The organism is Leucobacter sp. Psy1 (genome assembly GCF_020096995.1).
Classification (GTDB): domain Bacteria; phylum Actinomycetota; class Actinomycetes; order Actinomycetales; family Microbacteriaceae; genus Leucobacter.
In genome coordinates, this window is sequence record NZ_CP083692.1 from 2,643,777 (window position 1) to 2,667,370 (window position 23,594).

The following is a 23,594-nucleotide window of genomic DNA, read 5'->3' on the forward strand; positions in this document are numbered from 1 at the left end:
GCCGAACTATGCGCGGCCCGTATCTCCCGGTCCGCCCGACTGTCGCAGCACCGAGAAATCGGGCTGGCCATCAGGACGCATCGGAAGCGGTCGACCGTCGGGGAACGTCGGCCACGGCAGCAGCTGCTGCCCGCCCTGCTGCGGGGGCTGACCGGCTGACGGCACGCGCGGTGGCACCGGCTGGTGACCCGGGGTCGACGGCTGGGACTGCGGCTGCGCCGGGCCCGATGGCGCGCTGGATCCGTAGGGCTGTCCGCCTCGGTACGGCTGACCGGGGGCATGCGGTGCCTGGCCGCGAACCTGCGCGAATCGATTCGCCGCCATGGCGTCGCGCTCGGCGCGCGCCGCCGCACGGCGATCCGCACCGTAGGTCCACCGGAGCAGCAGCGTGATCGCGAGACCCAGAGCCGTGAGAATCAGCGTCGCAGTAGCGATCTTCCAATAGAGATCCGGGACCGTGAGGTCGAACGACTCGATCCCCACCGGAGCGGTGAACATGATGCCGGAGAGGACCGCGAGGATGCTCGTGATGAACCCGAACCGCGGAACCACGGGCGGATACTGCGCACCCAGACTCAAGAGGATCTGGCAGCAGAGGATCACCAGGCGCGTCACCGCGATCACCACGATCGACTTCCACAGGATCTCGAACCCGAGCGTGAACGGGTCGTACGAGGTCATCCAGATCACGATGAGGAGGAGCCCGAGGATGTACGTGTTCGCAATGAGGGCGACCGGCGCGTACCACTCCGACTTGCGCTCCCGGCTGGTGTCGAATGCCGTGAACAGCACGAACACCGTGAACAGCGCGAACGTGGAGAACACGCGCTCGAAGCGCCCCTCGAAGTCGCCGAGGAAGAGCAGGGAGATCGATGCGATCGTCAGTGCGGCGAGCAGGATGATGCTCACCTTGAGGAACGGGGAGAGCCGGTGCTGGTCTCCCTCGTGAGACTGCGCGGGCGGCGCCTGCTGCGGTTCCTGCGTCTGCGGATTCGGATCACTCATACCCCCGAGTGTGCACTGCCGGACTGGAAAAGAGCAATGCGTGCAACCCCGGTAGACTGTTCGGGTGACCGATAGCACCGCCGTAGAGCCCCGCCCAGACACCGTCGCCGACGCGATCGCGAGCCCGGAGAAGGAGCAGCCGTACGGCGCGCTCGGGCTGAAGCCCGACGAGTACGACCGCATCCGCGAGATCCTCGGCCGTCGCCCCACCTCCGGCGAGCTCGCCATGTACTCGGTGATGTGGTCGGAGCACTGCTCCTACAAGTCGTCGAAGATCTACCTCCGCCAGTTCGGCAAGAAGGTGAACGACAAGATGCGCGAGCGGCTGCTCGTCGGCATGGGCGAGAACGCCGGCGTTATCGACATCGGCGAGGGATGGGCCGTCACCTTCAAGGTGGAGAGCCACAACCACCCCTCCTACATCGAGCCGTTCCAGGGCGCCGCTACCGGTGTCGGCGGGATCATCCGCGACATCATCTCGATGGGTGCACGCCCCGTTGCGGTCATGGACCAGCTCCGTTTCGGTGCCGTCGCCGATCCGGACACCGCGCGCGTGGTCCACGGCGTCGTCTCCGGAATCAGCTTCTACGCGAACTGCCTCGGCCTGCCGAACCTCGGCGGCGAGACCGTCTTCGACGGCGTCTACCAGGCCAACCCGCTCGTCAACGCGCTCGGCGTCGGCGTACTCCGCCACGAGGATCTCCACCTCGCCAACGCCTCGGGCACCGGCAACAAGGTCGTGCTCTTCGGCGCCCGCACGGGCGGGGACGGCATTGGCGGCGCCTCGATCCTCGCCTCGGACAGCTTCAGCGAGGGCGGACCGACCAAGCGCCCGGCCGTGCAGGTCGGCGATCCGTTCGCCGAGAAGGTACTCATCGAGTGCTGCCTCGAGCTCTTCCAGGGCGAACTCGTCGAGGGCATCCAGGATCTCGGTGCCGCAGGCATCTCCTGCGCCACCTCCGAGCTCGCTTCCAACGGCGACGGTGGCATGTTCATCGAACTCGACAGCGTCCTGCTGCGCGATCCCTCGCTCACGGCCGAGGAGATCCTCATGTCGGAGAGCCAGGAGCGCATGATGGCCGTCGTGCGCCCGGAGAAGCTCGACGAGTTCCTCGCCGTGACGGCGAAGTGGGACGTCGAGACCAGCGTGCTCGGCGAAGTCACCGACACCGGTCGCCTCGTGATCAACTGGCGCGGTGAGGAGATCGTGAACGTCGACCCGCGCACCGTCGCCGTCGACGGCCCCGTCTACGAGCGCCCCGTCGCCTACCCCTCCTGGATCGACGCGCTGCAGGCATCCGGAGTGCGCGCTGCAGGTCTCGCCAGGCCCGAGTCCGGCGACGACCTGCGCGCCCAGCTCATCGCCGTCGCGGCGTCGCCGAACCAGGCCGACGTGTCGTGGGTCACGAACCAGTACGACACCTACGTGCTCGGCAACACGGCCCTCTCCTTCCCCGACGGCGCCGGCATGATCCGCGTCGACGAGGAGAGCGGCCTCGGCGTCGCCATCTCGACCGACGCGAACGGCCGATACAGCCAGCTCGATCCCTACGCGGGCGCGCAGCTCGCACTCGCCGAGGCGTACCGCAACGTCGCCGCATCCGGGGCGGTGCCGACCGCCGTCACCGACTGCCTGAACTTCGGCAGCCCCGAGGACCCGGAAGTCATGTGGCAGTTCTCACGAGCGGTCGAGGGACTCTCTGACGCCTGCCTCGCACTCGAGACCCCGGTCACGGGCGGCAACGTGTCGCTCTACAACCAGACGGGTGACACCGCGATCCACCCGACCCCCGTCGTCGGCGTGCTCGGCATCATCGACGACGTGGCCCGCCGAGTCCCGAGCGGCTGGCAGGACGAGGGGGATCACCTCTACCTCCTCGGCACCACTCGCGACGAACTCGACGGTTCCGCCTGGGCCGGCACGGTGCACGACCACCTCGGAGGCGTTCCCCCGGTCGCCGACCTCGACGCGGAGCGCGCGCTCGCCGACCTGCTGCACGCTGCGACGCAGGGCGGTCTGCTCTCCGGCGCCGTCGACCTCTCGGAAGGCGGCCTCGCGCAGGCGCTCACCGACGGATGCCTGCGCTTCGGCACCGGCGCCCGCGTGTGGATCGACGAGATCATCTCGCGCGACGGCGTCGATGCCGCCGCCGCGCTCTTCTCTGAGTCGCAGGGCCGCGTGCTCGTCGCCGTGCCGCACGAGGAGGACGTGAAGTTCCGCGGTCTCTGCGATGGGCGCGACTTCCCCGTCCTGAAGGTCGGCGTGACCGATCGCCGCGGAGAGGACGCCGCGATCGAGCTGCAGGACCGCTTCACGCTGCCGCTCACGGAGCTCCGCACGGCGTGGACGTCGACCCTGCCCGGCTACTTCGGGGAGATCATCGCCGAGCGCCCGTAGCCTTCTGAGCTGCTGCAGCGCCCCGGCGCCCGTACTCTCGGGCCCGGGGCGCTTCACGTATTCGAGCTCGCGCCGTTCCCATCGAGTGAACGCAGTTCGTTGCGCAGACCGACTTTTCACCACAAACTGCGTTCACTCGCGGGGGGGGCGAGTGAACGCAGGGGTCCGCGGGGCACGTAAGAGCAAAAGGGGCGCGTCGGCGCGCAAGGGCGCTCTCGCATCTCGCCACACCAAAAACTTCCTCATCTGATGAATGCGTGCTAACTTTCATTTGTAAGGCTCGCCTTACTCAGATCGGATGTTTTCTCGAGAGGTCGCGCGCGCGTGCTGGGTACCCTGATGATCGGCCTGCGCGAGGGCCTGGAAGCGGCGCTCGTCGTCAGCATACTGCTGGCGTACGTGCGGAAGATCGGCCGGCCCGACGCGGCGCGGAAAATCTGGCTCGGCGTCGCCACGGCGGTCGCGACCTCGCTCGTGCTGGGCGCGACCCTGACGTACGGAGCCTACGGCCTCTCGTTCCGCGCGCAGGAGGCGATCGGCGGAAGCCTCTCGATCCTCGCCGCAGCAATGGTGACGTGGATGGTGTTCTGGATGCTGCGGGCCTCCCGCAACCTCGCCGGCGAGCTCCGCGGAAAGGTCGATGTCGCGCTTGCCGGTAATGGCTGGGGCGTAGCCGCGATCGGCTTCGTCTCCGTGGGACGGGAGGGCCTCGAGACCGCTCTCTTCATCTGGGCGACGACACGAGCGAGCGACACCTCACCACTGCTCGGCTTCACGAGCGCGGTCTCGGGGATCGCCGTGGCCGCGCTCCTCGCCTGGGCGATGTTCCGCGGGCTGATCCGCATCGATCTCACCAGGTTCTTCCGCTGGTCCGGAGCACTCCTCATCGTCTTCGCTGCGGGAGTGCTCGCCTACGGCGTGCACGATCTGCAGGAGGCGGCGTTCCTCCCCGGGCCGTTCATGCCGGTGCCCGAGGGCGCATCGCCCATCGTCGCCGCTTGGTTCGGCGAGGCGGCGTGGGCGTTCCGGATCCCCGACGTGATCGCTCCCGATGGCATCCTCGCGGCGATCCTCCAGGGAACCGTCGGTTTCACCCCGGAGATGACGAAGCTCGAGCTGCTCGTCTGGGTGATCTTCCTGGTACCCACACTCACGATTTTCCTGCGCAGATCTCTTGCTCAGGGACGGGACGCGACGGCGCGGAACGCCGTCGCACAGCAGAAGGGATCCCGATGACCACCGAACACACCCCCTCCGATTCGAGGCGACGCAGTCGTGCCCGCCTCGCGGGGCTCCCCGCAATAGCGACCATCGGCGCCGCGGCGATGCTCCTCACGGGATGCGTACCCAACGCCGCCCCGGACGCCGAGGCGATCGCGGTGACCGCGACCGACACCGCCTGCACTATCGGCACGGCGGAGACTACGAGCGGCACCGTCACCTTCGCAGTCACGAACGACGGGTCCAAAGTGAACGAGTTCTACCTGCTCGGCGACAACGAGCTCACGATCGTCGGCGAAGTCGAGAACATCGCGCCGGGCGCGACGCGTGAGCTGACGGTGCAGGCGAACCCGGGCGACTACTTCACGAGCTGCAAGCCGGGCATGATCGGCGAGGGCGTCGGACAGGCCGCGTTCACCGTGACCGGCGACGCCATCGAGACCACCCCGGAGGACGACGCGGTCATCGCCCAGTACGTCGGCTACGTCAAGGCGCAGACCGAGGAGCTCGTTCCGCTCGTCGAGCAGTTCATCGAGGCGTACGCGTCAGGCGACGACGAGGAGGCGCAGCGCCTCTTCCCGCTCGCCCGCGTCAACTACGAGCGCATCGAGCCCACCGCCGAGCAGTTCGGCGACCTCGATCCGAAGATCGACTACCGCAAGCCCGGAGCGGACGAGGAGGGGCTACCCTTCACCGGGTTCCACCGGATCGAGATGGACCTGTGGCACGACGAGGCCGCGGCGAACGGGGACTACGACGGCGACCCGGACCTCGCGCCGCTCACCCCCGAGGAGCGCGCGGAACTCGGCGATCAACTCGTCGCTGACGTGACTGAGCTGAAGGACAAGGTCGCCGACCCCGAGTTCACCCTCACCCTGGCCGACATCACCGAGGGAGCCAAGGGCCTGCTCGACGAGATCGCCGCCCCCGACGGCAAGCTCCCCGGTGAGGAGAACGAGTTCGCGCACACCGACCTCTACGACTTCACGGCGAACGTCGAAGGGTCGCAGGTCGCATTCGACACCGTCCGCGATCTCGCCGTCGCGAACGACGAGGAGGACCTCGTCGACGAGCTCGACGACCAGTTCAGCCAGATGCTCGACCTGCTCGCCGAGTACGGCTCCTACGATGACGGCTTCGTCTCCTACGACACCGTCACGCAGGACGAGCGGAACGCGCTCGCCGCGCAGCTCGGTGCTCTGAGCGAGCCGATGTCTCGCCTCACGGCAGCGGTCGTCTCGGGCTAGCATCGTGCGGGAGGACGACTCGCCCGGAACGGGCTCAGGATCGGACGGTGCCGGGGTCCGACCGACCCGGCGCGGGCTGCTCGGCATGCTCAGCGCCGGGATCGCCGGCGCAGCAGCGGGCGGGTTAGGCGGCTTCGGGCTGGCCGCCGAACGTGGCTCCGGTGCCGGGTCGGGGGCCGGGTCGTCCTCCTCAGTGCCGTTCCACGGGGATCACCAGGCGGGCATCGTCACGCCGGCGCAAGATCGGCTGCACTTCGCCTCGTTCACCCTCGTTCGCGGCGCGACCCGGGACGACCTGATCAGCCTGCTGCGAGACTGGACCACCGCCGCGGAGCAACTGACGCGCGGAGCACCGGTCGGATCGGGGGTGGAGCCGGCCAACCCGCTGCTCCCCCCGGACGACACCGGTGAGGCCGAGGGGCTCCGGGCCGGCCACTTGACGCTCACTTTCGGACTTGGCCGTGAGCTGTTCGTCGGCGACGATGGGGAATCAGATCCATTCGGCATCCGATCCCGCATGCCCGCCGCGTTCGCGCCGCTCCCCTCGTTCGCCTTCGACCTGCTCGAGGCGACCCAGAGCGGCGGAGCGCTGTGCGTGCAGGCGTGCGCGGATGATCCTCAGATCGCGGTGCACGCGATCCGGAACCTCGCGCGCATCGCGACCGGCCGCGCCCACCTCGTCTGGAGCCAGCTCGGCTTCGGCCGAACGTCCTCGACCTCGCGCTCGCAGGACACCCCGCGCAACCTCTTCGGCTTCAAGGACGGCACCATGAACGTCATGGCCGAGGAGACCGAGTCGCTCGCCCGGCACGTCTGGGTGGGCTCCGAAGCGCCGGACTGGATGCGGGGAGGCACCTACCTCGTGGCGCGGAAGATCCTCATGACCATCGAGACGTGGGATCGAAGCTCGCTCACCGAACAGGAACGGGTATTCGGTCGATCGAAGCTGGAGGGGGCGCCGCTCACCGGAGGCGACGAATTCGCCGACCCCGACTTCGCCGCGCAGACCGAAGGCTCGCCGACCATCGACATGGCCGCTCACGTGAGACTCGCGCACCCGGACGCCAACGGTGGGGTGCGGATACTTCGACGCGGCTACAACTACGTCGACGGCTCGAACGATCTCGGCCAAATGGGAGCCGGTCTATTCTTCATCTCGTTCCAGCGAGATCCCGCATCATTCGTGCGTGTGCAACGGTCACTGAAACCGGACCTGCTGAACGAGTACATCCGCCACATCGGCTCAGGCCTGTGGGCTGTACCGCGCGGGGTACGCCGGGGCGAGTTCATCGCTGAGGGGCTGTTCGGCAGGTAGACGCCGGAAACGGCTAGTGCGGGAGGTGCGGAGCGACGCGCGCCAGAATCTCCGCGTGGACTTCGTCGACCGGAAGGGTCGCATCGATCACCGCGCACCGGTCAGGATCAGCCGCGGCGATAGCGAGAAAGCCCGCGCGAACGGCGTCATGGAACGCCGAATCCTCCGATTCGAGCCGGTCCGCGGTTCCGCCGCGTGCGTGGCGACGGGCAGCGGCGTCTTCGGGCGCGATATCGAGGATCGCGGTCACCCGCGGCTGCAAGCCGCCGGTCGCCCACTCGCTGAGGTGCCGCACATCCTCGGTGTCGAGAACCCGGCCGGCCCCCTGGTACGCGAGCGACGAGTCGATGTAGCGGTCCTGTACCACGACGGCGCCGCGCTCGAGGGCTGGGCGCACGATCGTCGCGATGTGCTGGGCGCGGTCCGCGGCGTAGAGCAGGGCCTCGGCCCGCGGATCGACGTCATCGCCGTGCAGGAGCAGCTTCCGCAGTTCGACGCCGAGCGTCGTCCCCCCGGGTTCCCGGGTGCGTACGACTTCGTGGCCGCGCGCTTCGAGCCACGCCTGCAGCAATTCGGCCTGCGTCGACTTGCCCGCGCCGTCGCCACCCTCGAGGGTGATGAAGAGTCCACTCACGACGAATCCGTCAGCCCTGCGAAGCCTCGGCGGCCGCGCGGTTCGCTGCACGGGTCGCGGCTGCCTTCTTCGCGGCTGCCGATCGTGCGGGATCGACCGTCTTCGCGCTCGATCCCTTCGCAGTCGAGGACTTCGCCGAGCTCTTCTTCGCGGCAGGCTTCTTCGCTGCGGGCTTCTTCTTCACGGGTGCCTTCTTCTTGGCGGGCCCCTTGGCACGCTTGATCGCGAGCAGCTCGACAGCCCTATCGAAGGTGACATCTTCCACGCTCTCGCCCCGAGGGATGGTCGCGTTGGTCTCGCCGTCCGTGACGTAGGGGCCGAACCGTCCGTCGCGCAGCTTGATGGGCTTGCCGCTCGCCGGGTCTGCGTCGAACTCCTTGAGCGCGCTCGACGCGCGACGAGCACCGTACTTCGGCTGGGCGAACAGTTCCTGCGCACCGGCCAGGTCGATCGAGAAGATCGCGTCCTCGCTCGGCAGCGTTCGCGTGTCGGTCCCCTTCTTCAGGTAGGGACCGTACCGACCGTTCTGCGCCGTGATCTCGGTCTCGGATTCCGGATCCACCCCGACGACCCGCGGCAGGTCGATGAGTGCGACCGCCGTTTCGAGGTCCACGGTGGCGGGGTCCATGCTCTTGAACAGCGATGCGGTCCGCGGCTTCTGCCCCTTGGGCAGTTCCTCACCCTCGTCGGGGAGTTCCGTAACGAACGGGCCGAAGCGACCGTTCTTCGCCACGATCCGCTTGCCCGTCTGCGGGTGGAGACCGACCACTCGGTCCTCGGCAGGCTCGGCTGCAGCGAGCTCGCGAGCCTTCGCTGCCGTCAGTTCGTCTGGGGCGAGGCCATCGGGAATGTTGACCGTCCGCGCCTTGAGCTCACCGCCCTCAGTCACCTCGGACTTGTCGTCGAACACCTCGAGGAACGGTCCGTACTTGCCGATGCGAAGGGAGATTCCGTCGTCGATCTTGATGGTGTTGATCGCGCGCGCGTCGATCTCACCCAGGTTGTCCACCACACCGCGGAGGCCGGGGTGCGCGTCGGTGCCGAAGTAGAACTCGCCCAACCAGGTGCCTCGATCGGCGTCTCCTGCGGCGATGCGGTCGAGGTCGTTCTCCATGGAGGCTGTGAAGTCGTAATCGACGAGCTCCGAGAAGTGGTCTTCGAGCAGACGCACGACGGAGAAGGCGATCCAGCTCGGTACGAGGGCCTGGCCCTTCTTCGTCACGTAGCCGCGATCCATGATGGTGCTGATGATCGCCGCGTACGTTGACGGGCGGCCGACGCCGAGATCCTCGAGCCGTTTCGTGAGGCTGGCCTCGGTGTACCGCGGCGGCGGACTCGTCTCGTGGCCCTTGGCTTCCGGCTCGAGCACGCCGAGACGCTGGCCCTCGGAGAGCTGCGGCAGTGCGACATTCTGCTCGGTCTCGCCGCGCTTCTCGTCGCGACCCTCCTCGTAAGCGAGGAGGAAGCCCGGGAACGTGATGACGGTGCCGCTGGCGGTGAACTCGGCACGCGTCGGTGCTTCCGCTCCGGACTCCTGCACGTCGACCGCGAGGGTGACGGTGTCTGTTGAGCCCTTGGCGTCGGCCATCTGGCTCGCGACGGTCCGCTTCCAGATCAGCTCGTAGAGCGCGTACTCGCCCTGAGTGAGCTTGCCCTTGAGCGCGGTCGGCCGCTGGAAGATGTCGCCTGCGGGGCGGATGGCCTCGTGCGCCTCCTGAGCGCCCTTCGCCTTCCCGGTGTAGACACGCGGCTTCTCGGGGACGGTCTGCGCCCCGTAGAGCTCGCTCGCCTGCGACCGAGCGGCCTGCACGGCCTGCTTCGACAGCGACGGCGAGTCCGTACGCATATACGTGATGTGACCGTTCTCGTACAGCGACTGCGCGAACGACATCGTCTGACGCGACGTGTACCGCAGCTTGCGCGACGCCTCCTGCTGGAGGGTCGACGTGGTGAACGGTGCTGCCGGTCGCCGCGTGTGCGGCTTCGTCTCGACAGAGGTCACTTCGGCACGGGCGCCGTCGCGGAGGAGCTCCGCCAGTCGCTCCGCACGGTCGCGTTCGAGTGGGATCACGCCAGCGCTCGCCGACTTGGACTTCAGTGCGCCATCATCGCCGAAGTCGGCACCGGTCGCGAGACGCTGCGCGCCGAGCCTGACGAGCTTCGCTCTGAAGTCGGTCGGGTCCGCGGCGTCCGCATCGGGACTGAAGACGGCGGAGAGGTCCCAGTACTCCGCGGTCGTGAACGCAAGGCGCTCGCGTTCGCGATCGACGACCAGACGTGTCGCGGCCGACTGCACCCGGCCGGCGGATAGCTTCGGCGCGACCTTTCGCCACAGCACCGGAGAGATGTCGTATCCGTACAGGCGGTCCAGAATGCGACGCGTCTCCTGCGCATCGACCAGTGAGAGGTCGATGTCGCGAGTATTCGCTTTCGCCTCCTCGATCGCGTCCTTCGTGATCTCGTGGAAGACCATGCGGCGCACGGGCACTTTCGGCTTCAGCACTTCGAGCAGGTGCCACGCGATGGCTTCGCCCTCGCGGTCCTCATCAGTGGCGAGCCAGAGTTCGTCGGCGCCCTTCAGTGCTCGCTTGAGCTCGGAGACGGTCTTCTTCTTGTTCTCGCCGACGACGTAGTACGGCGTGAAGTCATTCTCGACGTCGACCGCGAATTTGCCGAAGGGCCCCTTCTTGAGCTCGGCGGGGAGTTCCGAGGGTTCAGCGAGGTCGCGGATATGTCCGACGGAGGCGATCACTTCATAGTCATCGCCCAGGTATCCGCTGATCGTGCGCGCCTTGGTCGGCGACTCCACGATTACGAGCTTCTTCTCGCCCTTCACGGGACTCCTCACTCACGTCGGCGGCTCGGGAATCAGGTCCCGGTGACGCCCGGGCACCCCTTTGATTTCAGCGCCCTGTACATATCTCTTGCATCGACACCCTACACAGGTGGTCCTGAGAATGGCCACGGCCCGGACCCCGGCGGGGTGGGCGACGATCGTGCGGCGAGCCGGTCCGGTAGATGCGCAGCCTGCTCGAGTTCGCGCTCACGGCTCCCCCAGGTATTCCAGCGGGTTCACGTCGGACACCGCGTTGGAAGGTGCCCGCGAGAGCGTGAAGTGGCTGTGCGGCCCCTCGGTGCACCCCGTCATGCCGGCGGTGGCGACTCTCTGACCAGCGACCACGTGGCTGCCCGGGCGGAGGCCGAGGCGCTCCGCCGACCCAGGGGCGATATGGTTGTGCGAGCTGAACAGTGCTCGACCATTGACATCGTGCCGCATCATCACCAGGTGATTCGTACCCCTCCACCAGCCGGGGTTCGCGAGGCAGACGTCGGGCACTCCTCCGCTGTCGGGCCCGGCGCTGACGATCACTCCGTCATACGGGGCGAAGAGTCCTCCGTCTTCCGAGACGGCCAGGTCGATCGAGTACCCCTGGTGGAATCCCTGCGTCAGCCCTCGGACGTCGGAGGGCCATGCCCAACCATTCGCACCGACGGGCCCGCGCCCCGCACGACCGCTCCCGGAGTCATCGGCGATCCCGGCGTGAGCCCGACCCCGGACCTCACCGAGCCCTGACCCCGCCGCGACCACAATCCGCGCGGCGGTTCCCGCGGCCTCGATGTCGCAGGAGTCCAAGCGCGCACCAGACGCGGCCACCACCTGCGCAGCGGCTTCGCATGGCGGTGCGTCGATCCACCCCGCTGCGGCATCCGCTGCGGCGAGCGCAGCCGCGTCGGCGGCCCCGGCGACGCGATGCCGCACCTCGAGCTGCGAACCGGCGACGATGATCGGGACTCCGAGCACGAGCGCGGCCGCTGCGACGGAGACGCTGACGGGAACGCTCACGAGGCGTCCCCCGCGACACCGCTCCGGGCCGCGCACGCTCTCGCCGTGATCGCGAGCTCGCTGAGGATTCCTCGACCGGGTGCCGCTCGAAGCGTCACGCAGAGCAGGCCGCCGGTCTCGTTCCGTTCCACGTCGATGTTGCCGGGCAGCGCCTCGAGCCTGGCCGCCGCGAGGTCGTGGTCGCCGCGGGCTTCGAGCCGCGATACGTCGCCTGCGGCGGACGTGAGGGAGAGTCGCTGAGTCACCAGCGTCACCCCGCCGAGCACCAGTCCGAGGACGACGAGCACGGCGGGGAGCGCGACGGCGAATTCTGCGGTCACGGTCCCCTGCTCGTCCTTCTGCAGGAGCACACCAGCGTCGCGGAAGCACCTGATAGGCACGGCTCAACCCGCCGCGGCGAGCGCGTTCTCGACGAGTTTCACGAGCATGGCGCGAATCTCGGGGCTCCGCATGATGGCGACCAGCACCCCGGCGAACGCGACGGCCGCCATGATGATGATCGCGTACTCCGCAGTGACGGCGCCGCGCTCGTCCTGGGAGAGCCGCGCGAGCGCTGTTCTCCGTCGAGTCGCCGCGCTGGGCTGCGCGTCGGAGGTGCAGTCGTCGAGGGGAGCGGGGTGATGCGGCATGGTGGTACCTGCTTTCCAGTGGGTGGGTGCTTGAGATTCATCATCGCGTCGGAGACGATCGCGACGCGGCGGTTGCGGCCCTCCTGTGCACGACCCGCCGTTGATTCCCTGTTCGACCGAGTTGGGGACAACACGCTGCACAGCACCGCCAGCACCGCCAGCACCGCCAGCACCGTCAGCCGATGTCGAGTCCTCCGAGCATCGAGATCAGCACGGGCATGACCCCGAGCGCGATGAAGGCGGGAAGCACGCAGACGCCGAGCGGAACCAGAACTCGGATCCCGAGCCGTTCCGCCTCACGCTCGAGAGCCGCGTGCGCTCGTACGCGAGCTGCTCGCGCTTCGGCGACGAGCATGGGCCCGGCGGGCGCACCCGTCGATGACGCGCTCGCGAGGACGGTGCGGACTGATCCCGATCTGCAGAGATGAGCGAGGTCGATCCACGTCGCCCGGGTTTCGACGGCGCTCTCGGCGACGGACCGGATTGCCGCTTCGGGTGATCCGCCGCCGGCGAGCGCGGTCTCGACGAGGAGCAATTCGAGACCCTCTGCGCGGTCCCGGCTGCCGACGGACCTCGAGAGCGCCCGTGCCCAGCGCACGCCGATGACGAGCAGGGCGATGCCGACCGCCGCGAGCACAGCGCCCGTCGGAGAGAAGAAGACTCTCAACGGGTCGAATCCGAGCAGCGCACCGAACAGCACGGCGAGCGCCGGAAGAGCCGCCACGAGCCTGACCGTCATCCGCGGCCCGGTGAGCAGAACCTCCCGGCGTTCGCGAAGCGCCTCCAAACCCTCGAGGGCATCAGATATCTGCTCGAGCGTCCGGGCGAGGGGTGCGCCGGTGCGGTCTGCAACCGCCCACACCGCTCCGAGGAGCCTCCAGTCAGCGGACTCCTCGGCGGCGAGCGCATGAGGCACTGGCGACCCGCCAACGATTCTGGCCTGGATACCGTGCAGTGCTGGCTCCTCTGCGGCGAGCGCCCCGAACACCCGAGCCGATGGGACACCACCCCGGAGCAGCACCGCGGTCCGAGCGGCGGCCGCGGCTGCTGAGAAGCGTTCCGTCCGGCCGTTCCCCCGCAGACGCCGCACGAGGGCGGATATCCCGACGGTGCTCACAGTGCGGTCGTCATAAGTTCACCCGTCCGCCCGACGGTGAGATGTCCGATAGCGGCGATGCGGTGATGCCCGTCCGCGCGTTCCAAGTGCACGACGAGGTGGATCGCGGAGGACGCCTGTCGCGCGAGCGCTCGCGGGTCGAGCCCCGCCAGTGCTCCGAGCGATTCCAGGCGAGCGGACACGTTGGCGAGACGACTGGCGTGCAGCGTGCCCGCACCGCCGTCGTGCCCCGTATTCAGCGCGGCGAGCAACGTGGCGATCTCGGCCCCCCGGCACTCCCCGAGCACGATGCGGTCGGGGCGCATTCGGAGGGCCTCTCGGAGCAGACGTTCGAGACCGACCTCCCCGACGCCCTCCGCGTTGGCCTGCCTGGCCTCGAGCGCGACTCTGTGGGGGTGCGCCGGTCGGAGTTCTGCGACGTCTTCGATGGTGACGATCCGTTCCGCAGGCGGGACCAAGTCGAGGAGTGCGGAGAGCACCGTCGTCTTCCCCGACCCGGTTCCACCGGTGATCAGGATGTTGCGCCTCGACCGCACAGCGCCCTCGAGTTCTTGCGCAACCGCATCGGAGCAGAGGCGGCCGGCGACGAGTGCATCGAAGTCGAGCCGGTCGACCCGGGGCACGCGAATCGAGACGGCGGCACCCGCCACCGCTACGGGAGGCAGCACGGCATGCACCCGGATGCCATCTCCCAAGCGGACGTCGGCGCACGGGTGGCGTTCGTCGAGGTGGCGGCCGCCGGCTGCGATCAGCGCGACCGCGAATCCGCGGACGGCCTCCGCCGGAACGGTCCATCCGGGCACGGCCTCGATCCGGCGCCCGCGATCGACCCACAAACGACCTCGGCGCTCGGAGACCTGGATCAAGATGTCGCGGACCTCCGGCTCGTCGAGCAGCGGGAGGAGCGCACCGAATGCGCGCTTTGCGTCGAGCGGGAGCTGACTGGTGCGCAGTGGCGGGGGTGCGACGGACATCTCTCCACCTCAGCAGGACGTCATCCGCTTCCGCGCGCCCCCTCCGCTCGATGGGGATAACCCACCGATAGACGGTCGAGAAGCTGCGATGTGGACGAAGAGCCGCGCGGTCCGGCGGGGAAAGCCGATACGCTAGCGGGCAGACGGTCGGCGCAACGGAGCCTTGACCGAGGACAGAGATGGGATTACGGCAATCTATGACTGATCAGCACAGCACCATTGAAAGTCATCCACTGCAGGGGCAGACGTATCCTCCGAGCGAGGCATTCCGTGCGCAGGCCAATGTCACGGACTCGTCGATCTACTGGCGCGCGGCGCAGGACCCCGAAGCGTACTGGGCGGAGCAGGCCCGGAATCTGACCTGGACCCAGCCGTTCACGGAGGTGCTGGACTGGTCGAATCCGCCATTCGCGCGCTGGTTCGGAGACGGCAAGCTCAACGTCGCGGCGAACTGCCTCGATCGGCACGTCGAGGCCGGTCTCGGCGATCGCGTCGCATTCCACTTCGAGGGCGAGCCCGGTGATACCAGGACCATCACCTACGCCGAGCTGACCTACGAAGTGAAGCGGGCGGCGAACATGCTCGCCAGCCTCGGGATCGGGCAGGGGGACCGCGTCGCGATCTACATGCCGCTCATTCCCGAGACAGTGATCTCCATGCTCGCGGTCGCGCGGGTGGGCGCCATCCACTCGGTCGTCTTCGGCGGGTTCAGCTCCGACAGCCTGCGCTCGCGGATCGACGATGCCGAGGCGAAGCTCGTCATCACGGCCGACGGCGGCTTCCGCAAGGGCAGAGTCTCACCGCTGAAGCCGACGGTCGACGACGCGCTGAGCACCGATACCGGCTCTCCGCTCTCGGTGGAGCACGTTCTGGTCGTCAAACGCGGCGAGAACGACATCGACTTCATCGAGGGTCGCGACCTCTGGTGGCACGACGAGATCCAGGCGTACGACGGCGAGCACACCGCCGAGGGATTCGATGCCGAGAATCCGCTCTTCATCCTCTACACCTCGGGCACCACCGGAAAGCCGAAGGGGATCGTGCACACCTCCGGCGGGTACCTCACCCAGACGAGCACCACGCACCGCAACGTGTTCGATCTCAAGCCGGAGACCGACGTCTTCTGGTGCACGGCCGATGTGGGCTGGATCACCGGGCACAGCTACGTCGTCTACGGCCCTCTCGCCAACGGAGCCACCCAGGTGATCTACGAGGGCACCCCCGAGACGCCGAACTGGGGGCGCTGGTGGGACATCGTGCAGAAGTACGGCGTCACCATCTTCTATACGGCTCCCACCGCGATCCGGGCCTGCATGAAGGTAGGCCGGCAGGTTCCCGCCGAGTACGACCTGTCCAGCATCCGCCTGCTCGGCACCGTGGGCGAGCCCATCAACCCCGAAGCATGGCGCTGGTACCGGGAGGTCATCGGCGGAGACGAGGCCCCCATCGTGGATACGTGGTGGCAGACGGAAACGGGCGCGCACATGATCTCCCCGCTTCCCGGGCTCACGGCACTGAAGCCCGGAAGCGCGCAGATCGCCCAGCCGGGCATCGCCGTGAGCGTGGTGAACGAGGAGGGCGAACGCGTCGAGCCCGGCCAGGGAGGCCTGCTCGTCGTCGAGCGCCCCTGGCCCAGCATGCTGCGCACCATCTGGGGCGACGACCAGCGCTACATCGACACCTACTGGTCGAAGTTCGGCGACAAGTACTTCGCCGGCGACGGTGCCCGTCTCGACGATGACGGCGACATCTGGTTCCTCGGACGCGTCGACGACGTCATGAACGTCTCAGGTCACCGGCTCTCGACGACGGAGATCGAGTCGGCGCTCGTGGAGCACCACGCGGTCGCCGAGTCAGCGGTCGTCGGCGCGGACGATGAGACGACCGGCCAGGCGGTTGTTGCGTTCGTGGTCTTGAAGTCTCAGCAGTCGATCATGACTGCCGAGGATGCCGAGGCCGAGCTGAAGAAGCACGTTGCCGCCCACATCGGCGCGATTGCCCGCCCGCGCCAGGTGTTCGTTGTGAACGAGCTGCCGAAGACGCGCTCGGGCAAGATCATGCGCCGACTGCTGAAGCAGGTCGCCGAGGGCAAGGAAGTCGGAGACACGCAGACTCTGGCCGATACCGCAGTCATGTCGACCATTCAGGATCAGATTCGCGGTCGGAAGTCGTAGCAACCGGATTCGATAGCGCCGGAAACGACTGAAGCCGGGTCACCGGTCGCGGGTGTGCTGACACAGCACTCGCAACCGGTGACCCGGCTTTTCGGGTGTCCGCCCGAGTGAGCGGACCGGCCGCTGCCTAGTCCTCGACCTCGAACACGAACTCGATCTCGACGGGGGCGTCGAGCGGCAGCACGGCGACGCCGACCGCCGAACGGGCGTGGATCCCGAGGTCGCCGAACACTCGACCCAGGAAGATCGATGCGCCGTTCGCCACGGCGGGCTGGCCGGTGAACGAGGGGTCGGAGGCGACGAACGCCGTGACCTTCACGACCTGGCTGATCTTGTCGAGCGAGCCGAGCACGCCGCGGGCGGCCGCGAGCGCATTGAGGGTGCAGATCCTGGCGAGCTCCTCAGCCTGCTCTGGGGAGACCAGCCCGTCACCCTCACCGACCTTGCCACTGGCCACGAGCTTGCCGTCCGCGAACGGGAGCTGTCCGCTAGTCGTCACGGTGTTGCCGCGACGCAACGCCGGCACATAGGCCGCGACGGGAGCCGCAACGTCGGGGATGGTGTATCCGAGTTCCTGGAGTCGATCCTCGATCACTGACATGCGCTTACGCCTTCCTCTTCATGTACGCGACGTTCCCGCCGGCTGGTCCCTCGATGATCTGCACGAGCTCCCAGCCCTGTGCGCCCCAGTTGTTCAGGATCTGGGCCTCGTTGTGCAGCAGCAGCGGCGTCACGAAGTACTCCCAGCGCGGCGCTTCGGCGGCCTCGGTTGATTCGGTCACGCGATGTTCTCCGTCCATAATCGATATCGGGTCGTCACTCGGCGACGCGAGCGGATTGTCAGCGATGTCGCTTATCCTTGATTGTATGGCCCCACAGTCACCTCAGTCTTCGCGCGCTCAAAACCGGGGAGTGCGCTCTCTGAAGCCTCGCACCGCGGGCGGCGCCCTCAGCGGCGTCTTCGGCGCAATCGCGATGAGCGCAGTCGCCGGCGTGCTGCTCACCGCAGCGGTCACGCCCATCGTAGCGGTGACCGGCGCCGCCGCTTCCTCCGCGATCAACGTGTTCGAGAACCTTCCCGACCACCTGAATCCGGGTCAGCTCGCGCAGCCTTCGACGATCTACGCCAAGAACTCCGAGGGCAAAGACGTCGAGGTCGCGACCTTCTACGAGCAGGATCGCGAACCGGTGAAGTGGGACGAGATCTCGCAGTACATCAAGGACGCGGCAGTGGCTGAGGAGGACCCGCGGTTCTACACGCACGGCGGCGTCGACCTGCTCGCGACGAGCCGCGCGGTCGCCCAGAACGCCATGGGCAGCAACCTCTCAGGCGCCTCGACGATCACCATGCAGTACGTGCGCAACGTGCTCGTGCAGGAGGCCGAGGCCATCGTCGATCCCGAGGAGCGCGACGCGGCCTACGAGGACGCCATGCGGCAGGACATGGACCGCAAGCTGAAGGAGATGCGGTACTCGGTCTCGATCGAGAAGCAGTACTCCAAGGACGAGATCCTGCTCGGATACTTGAACATTGCCCTCTTCGGCCGCCAGATCTACGGTATTCAGTCGGCGGCGCAGTACTACTACGGCAAAGACGCCAGCGATGTCTCGCTCGCCGAAGCTGCCAGCCTCGTCGCGATCGTGAACAACCCGTCTCAGCTGCAGATCGACCTGCCTGAGAACATCGAGCGGAATCAGGATCGCCGCAATAAAATCCTCGGCTCCATGCTGAACCACGGCAGGATCACCCAGGAGCAGTACGACGAGGCTGTGGCGACCGCCGTCGAACCGAACATCACCCCGCGGCCCGCGGGCTGTGACATCGCCGAGAGCCGCATGAACCTCGGCTACTTCTGCGACTACGTCCAGCGATACATCTTGAACGACCCGAGCTTCGGCAACTCCAGCCAGGAGCGGTTCTTCAACTTCCAGCGCGGCGGATACGACATCCACACGACCATCAACATCGACATGCAGAACGCCGGCGTGCAGGCGATGCGCGACAACGTTCCCGCCACGATGGACGGCATCGACATCGGCGGCGTCGGCGTCAGCACGGAGAACGGAACCGGCCGGGTGCTCGCGATGGTGCAGAACCGCACCTTCAGCGCCGACCCCGAAGTCACGAAGGACAATGCCTCGTATACCGGCATCAACTACAGCACCGACTTCGAGTACGGCGGTTCCGGCGGGTTCCAGGTCGGGTCGACGTTCAAGGCGATCACGCTGACCGAGTGGATCCGTTCAGGTCATTCGGTGCGGCAGAGCGTCAACGCGAACGGTCGGACCGAGCAGTATCAGAACTTCCCGGCGCACTGTCTCGATGGCGGCGTCTACGGATACGGCAACTGGACGTTCCAGAACGATCAGGGGCGCCAGTACGGTACCCGCACGGTGCAGAACGTCATCGAGCAGTCCATCAACGGTGGCGTCGTCTCGATGCAGCAGCAGATGGACCTCTGCGACACCTTCGACACGGCGAAGAAGCTCGGCGTGCACCGCGCCGCAGAGCAGAACTCCGACCCCACCATGTCGAACTACGGCACCCGCGATCTCGCGATCCTGCCGTCGACCGTCTACGGCGGCACCGATGAAATCGCGCCCATCACCATGGCGTCCGCGTTCGGCGCGTTCGGCTCGGAGGGCGAGGTCTGCACCCCCGTTCCGATCGACAAGATCCTCGACCCCGACGGTGAAGAGGTGAACTTCACGGGCTCCCAGTGTTCCTCCGCCATCGCGCCAGAGGTCGCGGCAGGTGTCGCGTACGTGCTCCAGAGCACGGTGGAGAACGGCCTCGCCGGGCACGCAAGATCGGCGATCGGCACTCCCCACTACGCCAAGACCGGAACGACCGACAACGTGAAGGACAACTGGACCGTCGGCGGCAGCTCGAAGGTGTCGACCGCCGTGTGGGTCGGGAACGTGACCGGCGACGTGAGCACCCAGCAGTTCGGCGGCTGGGAGGGCCTCATGGCCGCGGATCAGCGCATCTGGCCCGCCATCATGAACGTCGCCGACGAGGAGTACGGTGGAGACCCGTTCCCCTCCCCGGGCGATGCGACGCTCCGCGTGACGACCCAGGAGGTTCCTGACACGTCGGGTCAGAGCTACGACGACGCGAAGAAGCTCCTCGAGGACGCCGGGTTCACGGTGAGCGACGGTGGCGACACCGATTCCTCCGAGGACGAGGGTCGCGTCGCGCGCACGGACCCCGAGGCAGGCAGCAGTGCCCCGCAGGGCTCGAGCATCCGCCTCTACCGGAGCAACGGGTCGATGTCCGAGCTTCCCGACGTCACGGGGCAGGACGGACGCGATGCGCTCCGCGAACTGCGCAGCGCCGGGTTCGGATCCGTCTCGCTCCCTGGCAGCTGCCGGAACGAGGAGATCACGTCGATGTCGCCATCCGGCGGGTCCGACGCCAAGCGCAGCAGTCAGGTGACCCTGAGCTGCGACTCGTGACCTCGGGATCCTTCCGCCGCGTGGCGGCGACCGCCGGAGTGGTCGCCGCCGGCGTGACGGCGTGGTCGACGCTCATCGAGCCTCGCCTCTTCACGCTGCGTCGGCACACCCTCCCCGTGCTCCCCGATGGCGCCGCCCCGGTTCGCGTGCTGCAGCTCTCCGATCTGCATCTGGCGCCGTGGCAGCACCGCAAGATCGAGTGGGTGCGGTCCCTCGTCGAGCTCGCACCCGACCTGGTCGTCCTGACCGGTGACCTCATGGGGCACGCCGAGGCACGGCCAGACCTGCTGCGAGCTCTGGAGCCGTTCGGTGCCGCCGATGTTCCGGTCGTCTTCGTCTACGGCTCGAACGACTACTACGGCCCCCGCGCGAAGAACCCGATGAAGTACCTGCAGGCGCCGAGCCGACTGCACACCCGCGAACCGGACATCGACACCGACCGCATCACCCGCGCCTTCACGGACCAGGGGTTCATCGATCTCAACAACGCGGCGACCAGGATCACCATTCGGGGCACCGAGTTCGACCTGTTCGGCCTGAACGACCCCCACGTGAGCTTCCACGACATTCCCGCGATGCGGACCGCCATCGGCAACCTCCCCCCAGCCGCCGGTGTCTCCGCGCCGGTGCGTCTCGGGGTGGTGCACGCGCCGTACCAGGAGGCGCTCGGAGCGCTCCTGGACGAGGAGGCCTCGGTCATCTTCGCCGGTCACACCCACGGCGGCCAGGTGCGCGTACCGTTCGCGGGAGCGCTGACAGCGAACTGCGACCTGCCGACCGACCAGGCCCGCGGCCTCAGCGTGTGGTTCGACGCTGAGCACGCCGCGTACCTCAATGTGAGCGCGGGTCTCGGGGCGTCGATCTACTCACCGGTGAGATTCTGCTGCCGGCCCGAGGCGAGTCTGCTGACGCTCGAGCCGCCGCGCTAGGTCGGCTGAGGCTCGCACGGTCCGGTCCGCCCGGGTCCCAGGCGACCTGGACCGGCCCCGGGCGGATACGAGCGACTCAGTGGTGGGAAGCGCATGTTATTCCAGGTGGATAACATGCGCTTCCCACCACTGACGGGCACCAGCGAGCCAGTCGCCCGCTGACACCACCCGATCCTAGGCTCGTGCCGCCACGAGCTCCGCGATCTGCACCGCGTTGAGGGCGGCACCCTTCCGGAGGTTGTCGTTGGAGACGAACAGCGAGAGGCCACGCCCCTCAGGGGCCGACTGATCCGCACGGATGCGGCCGACGAACGAGGGGTCGGCTCCGGCGGCTTCGAGCGGCGTGGGCACGTCGCTCAACTCGACACCCGGGGCGGACGCGAGCACCTCGCGTGCGCGATCCGCAGAGATCGGCCGCGCGAACTCGGCGTTGATGGAGAGCGAGTGTCCGGTGAAGACGGGTACCCGCACGCACGTGCCCGAGACCAGGAGATCGGGAAGGCCGAGGATCTTACGGCTCTCGTTGCGGAGCTTCTTCTCCTCGTCCGTTTCACCCTCGCCGTCGTCGACGATGGAACCCGCGAGCGGCAGCGCGTTGAACGCGATCGTCTTCGCGTACACCTCGGGGGCGACGAAGTCGACGGCGCTGCCGTCGTGCACGAGCCCCTCGATGTTCCCGCTCTCCACAGCTCCGATGACCTGCCCGGAGAGCTCGCGCGCCCCGGCGAGTCCTGAACCCGACACGGCCTGGAACGTCGTCACGATGAGGCGCTCGAGGCCGGCCTCGGCGTCGAGCGCCTTCATCACGGGCATCGCCGCCATGGTCGTGCAGTTCGGGTTCGCGATGATCCCCTTGCGGGCGTCGGCGATGGCGTCGGGGTTCACTTCGCTGACGACGAGCGGCACCTCGGGGTCGAGACGCCAGGCGCTCGAGTTGTCGATGACAGTCGCGCCGGCTCCGGCGAACTTCTCCGCGTAGGCCTTCGAGGCGCTGCCTCCCGCCGAGAAAAGGGCGATGTCGATGCCCGAGGGGTCGGCGGTCTCCACATCCTCGACGGTGACGTCCTCGCCGCGGAACGGCAGCGTGGTCCCGGCCGAGCGGGCGCTGGAGAAGAAGCGGATGCTCGCCACCGGGAAGTCGCGCTCCTCCAGCAGGCGCCGCATCACGGCCCCCACCTGTCCGGTCGCGCCGACGACTGCGACGTTCACACCCTGATCTGCCATGTTCATGCTCCTTCGAAAGTCTGGTCGAGGCGGTTCGGTCGAGCTCAGCGCCCGGTGCCCGCGTAGACGGTGGCCTCGTTGTCCGCGTCGAGACCGAACGCGGTGTGGAGAACCTGCACGACCTTCTCCATGAGGTCGGCTCGGGTGACGACCGAGATGCGGATCTCGGAGGTCGAGATCATCTCGATGTTGATCCCCGCGTCGTACAGTGCGCGGAAGAGCTGAGCGGAGACTCCGCTCGAGGTGCGCATGCCTGCGCCGACGACGGCGACCTTCGCGATCTGGTCGTCGTACTGGAGCGTCTCGAACTCGAGGCCGTCGCGCTCCTGCTCGAGCGCTTCGATGACGCGACGCCCCTCGGCTGCGGGCACCGTGAACGAGATGTCGGTGCGGTTCGTATCCGCTGCGGACACGTTCTGCACGATGATGTCGATGTTCGCGTTGGTCTTCGCGACGACCTCGAAGATGTGAGCTGCGACGCCGGGGACGTCGGGCACACCGCCCACCGTGATCTTGGCCTCGTTCTTCTCAGCGGCGATACCGGTGATGATCGGCTCTTCCACCTGTTCTCCCTTCGGGTGCCCCTTGGCGGGGTCGTAGACGATGGTGCCCTCCTCGCTGGAGAAGGAGGAGCGCACGTGCAGCACGACACCGTGCCGGCGAGCGTACTCGACGGCACGCAGGTGCAGCACCTTCGCGCCGGATGCGGCGAGTTCGAGCATCTCCTCTGTGGAGACGGCGTCGATCTTCTTCGCGAGGGGGACGATGCGCGGATCCGTGGTGAAGATGCCGTCGACGTCGGTGTAGATCTCGCAGACTTCGGCGTTCAGCGCAGCAGCGAGCGCAACGGCGGTCGTGTCGGATCCGCCCCGGCCGAGTGTTGTGATGTCGCGCGAGTCGCGGCTGAACCCCTGGAAGCCGGCGACGATCGCGATGGACCCCTGGTCGAGCGCTTCACGGATGCGGCCCGGCGTGACGTCGACGATCTTGGCAGACCCGTGCTCCGAGGTCGTGATCATGCCCGCCTGGCTGCCGGTGAAGGAGAGGGCGTCGGCGCCCATGCCCTTGATCGTCATGGCGAGGAGGGCCATCGAGATGCGTTCGCCCGCTGTGAGCAGCATGTCCAGCTCGCGGGGGGCGGGGATCGGGGTGACCTCGCTGGCGAGATCGAGCAGCTCGTCGGTGGTGTCCCCCATCGCGCTGACGGCGACGACGACTTCGTTGCCCGCGCGACGCGTTTCAACGATGCGCTTGGCGACGCGCTTGATGCTCTCGGCATCGGCGACGGAGGAGCCGCCGTACTTCTGAACGATCAATGCCACTGGGAAACCTCCGTCGCTGTCGAGACACGCACCGTTGCCAAGTGTAGCGAAGCGAACGTGGCGCTGTGATTGTGAGGTTCGGATCGACGCTGAGCGCACCGC

General features: G+C 67.7%; 19 protein-coding genes. 7 read left to right on the top strand and 12 right to left on the bottom strand.

Annotated features, from left to right (window positions below; all coding sequences use genetic code 11):
* Nucleotides 1-6: 6 nt before the first annotated feature.
* Nucleotides 7-1,005, bottom strand: a complete 999-nt coding sequence (locus tag K8P10_RS12510; protein WP_224779234.1) for a hypothetical protein — start codon at nt 1,003-1,005, stop codon at nt 7-9.
* A gap of 64 nt (nt 1,006-1,069) precedes the next feature.
* On the opposite strand from K8P10_RS12510, the gene purL reads away from it, so the two are divergent.
* The 4 genes from purL to efeB all read left to right on the top strand — a co-directional run bounded on the left by purL (nt 1,070) and on the right by efeB (nt 7,186).
* Entirely contained in the window at nt 1,070-3,403 is a 2,334-nt protein-coding gene (gene purL / locus K8P10_RS12515; RefSeq protein WP_224779235.1) for a phosphoribosylformylglycinamidine synthase subunit PurL, read from the top strand.
* Between the two features lie 324 nt (nt 3,404-3,727).
* Nucleotides 3,728-4,639 (top strand): iron uptake transporter permease EfeU, encoded by a 912-nt coding sequence (gene efeU, locus K8P10_RS12520; RefSeq protein WP_224779236.1) that lies wholly within the window; start codon nt 3,728-3,730, stop codon nt 4,637-4,639.
* A complete protein-coding gene (gene efeO, locus K8P10_RS12525) occupies nt 4,636-5,871 on the top strand; it encodes an iron uptake system protein EfeO (protein ID WP_224779237.1) in 1,236 nt (411 codons plus the stop codon). The genes efeU and efeO overlap by 4 nt, the downstream gene beginning before the upstream one ends.
* A 4-nt stretch (nt 5,872-5,875) precedes the next feature.
* Complete coding sequence (efeB, locus tag K8P10_RS12530) at nt 5,876-7,186, top strand: iron uptake transporter deferrochelatase/peroxidase subunit (RefSeq protein ID WP_224779238.1); 1,311 nt, start codon at nt 5,876-5,878, stop codon at nt 7,184-7,186.
* A 13-nt stretch (nt 7,187-7,199) separates the two neighbouring features.
* On the opposite strand, the gene tmk is transcribed toward efeB, so the two are convergent.
* The 7 genes from tmk to K8P10_RS12565 form a co-directional block, all read right to left on the bottom strand.
* The gene (gene tmk / locus K8P10_RS12535) at nt 7,200-7,820 is read right to left on the bottom strand and encodes a dTMP kinase (protein ID WP_224779239.1); all 621 of its coding nucleotides are present in this window, start codon (nt 7,818-7,820) and stop codon (nt 7,200-7,202) included.
* Between the two features lie 10 nt (nt 7,821-7,830).
* The gene (topA, locus tag K8P10_RS12540) at nt 7,831-10,656 is read right to left on the bottom strand and encodes a type I DNA topoisomerase (protein WP_224779240.1); all 2,826 of its coding nucleotides are present in this window, start codon (nt 10,654-10,656) and stop codon (nt 7,831-7,833) included.
* A gap of 207 nt (nt 10,657-10,863) precedes the next feature.
* On the bottom strand, nt 10,864-11,664 hold the full coding sequence (locus K8P10_RS12545; RefSeq protein ID WP_224779241.1) for a M23 family metallopeptidase: 801 nt from the start codon (nt 11,662-11,664) through the stop codon (nt 10,864-10,866).
* Nucleotides 11,661-11,984 (bottom strand): TadE family type IV pilus minor pilin, encoded by a 324-nt coding sequence (locus tag K8P10_RS12550; protein WP_224779242.1) that lies wholly within the window; start codon nt 11,982-11,984, stop codon nt 11,661-11,663. Before K8P10_RS12550 ends, K8P10_RS12545 begins: the two co-directional genes overlap by 4 nt.
* A 63-nt stretch (nt 11,985-12,047) precedes the next feature.
* Nucleotides 12,048-12,293 carry a DUF4244 domain-containing protein gene (locus K8P10_RS12555; protein ID WP_224779243.1) on the bottom strand — a complete coding sequence of 82 codons (246 nt, stop codon included), beginning with the start codon at nt 12,291-12,293 and terminating at the stop codon, nt 12,048-12,050.
* A 175-nt stretch (nt 12,294-12,468) separates the two neighbouring features.
* Entirely contained in the window at nt 12,469-13,410 is a 942-nt protein-coding gene (locus tag K8P10_RS12560) for a type II secretion system F family protein (RefSeq protein WP_224779244.1), read from the bottom strand.
* Entirely contained in the window at nt 13,407-14,384 is a 978-nt protein-coding gene (locus K8P10_RS12565) for a CpaF family protein (protein WP_224779245.1), read from the bottom strand. Before K8P10_RS12565 ends, K8P10_RS12560 begins: the two co-directional genes overlap by 4 nt.
* A 197-nt stretch (nt 14,385-14,581) precedes the next feature.
* Here K8P10_RS12565 and acs point away from each other — a divergent pair, with 197 nt between their 5' ends.
* The gene (gene acs / locus K8P10_RS12570; RefSeq protein WP_224779246.1) at nt 14,582-16,558 is read left to right on the top strand and encodes an acetate--CoA ligase; all 1,977 of its coding nucleotides are present in this window, start codon (nt 14,582-14,584) and stop codon (nt 16,556-16,558) included.
* A 127-nt stretch (nt 16,559-16,685) separates the two neighbouring features.
* Here the strand turns inward: acs and K8P10_RS12575 are convergent, their stop codons facing one another.
* Both K8P10_RS12575 and K8P10_RS12580 read right to left on the bottom strand, forming a co-directional pair.
* Nucleotides 16,686-17,159 (bottom strand): RidA family protein, encoded by a 474-nt coding sequence (locus tag K8P10_RS12575; protein WP_224779247.1) that lies wholly within the window; start codon nt 17,157-17,159, stop codon nt 16,686-16,688.
* A gap of 4 nt (nt 17,160-17,163) precedes the next feature.
* Entirely contained in the window at nt 17,164-17,340 is a 177-nt protein-coding gene (locus tag K8P10_RS12580; RefSeq protein WP_224779248.1) for a DUF4177 domain-containing protein, read from the bottom strand.
* 193 nt (nt 17,341-17,533) lie between these two features.
* On the opposite strand from K8P10_RS12580, the gene K8P10_RS12585 reads away from it, so the two are divergent.
* On the top strand, nt 17,534-20,017 hold the full coding sequence (locus K8P10_RS12585) for a transglycosylase domain-containing protein (protein ID WP_224779249.1): 2,484 nt from the start codon (nt 17,534-17,536) through the stop codon (nt 20,015-20,017).
* Nucleotides 20,014-20,946 (top strand): metallophosphoesterase, encoded by a 933-nt coding sequence (locus K8P10_RS12590; RefSeq protein ID WP_224779250.1) that lies wholly within the window; start codon nt 20,014-20,016, stop codon nt 20,944-20,946. Before K8P10_RS12585 ends, K8P10_RS12590 begins: the two co-directional genes overlap by 4 nt.
* 174 nt (nt 20,947-21,120) lie before the next feature.
* On the opposite strand, the gene K8P10_RS12595 is transcribed toward K8P10_RS12590, so the two are convergent.
* Together K8P10_RS12595 and K8P10_RS12600 are read right to left on the bottom strand one after the other, a co-directional pair.
* Entirely contained in the window at nt 21,121-22,170 is a 1,050-nt protein-coding gene (locus K8P10_RS12595) for an aspartate-semialdehyde dehydrogenase (protein ID WP_224779251.1), read from the bottom strand.
* Nucleotides 22,171-22,214: 44 nt separating this feature from the next.
* The gene (locus K8P10_RS12600) at nt 22,215-23,492 is read right to left on the bottom strand and encodes an aspartate kinase (protein ID WP_224779252.1); all 1,278 of its coding nucleotides are present in this window, start codon (nt 23,490-23,492) and stop codon (nt 22,215-22,217) included.
* Nucleotides 23,493-23,594 lie beyond the last annotated feature (102 nt).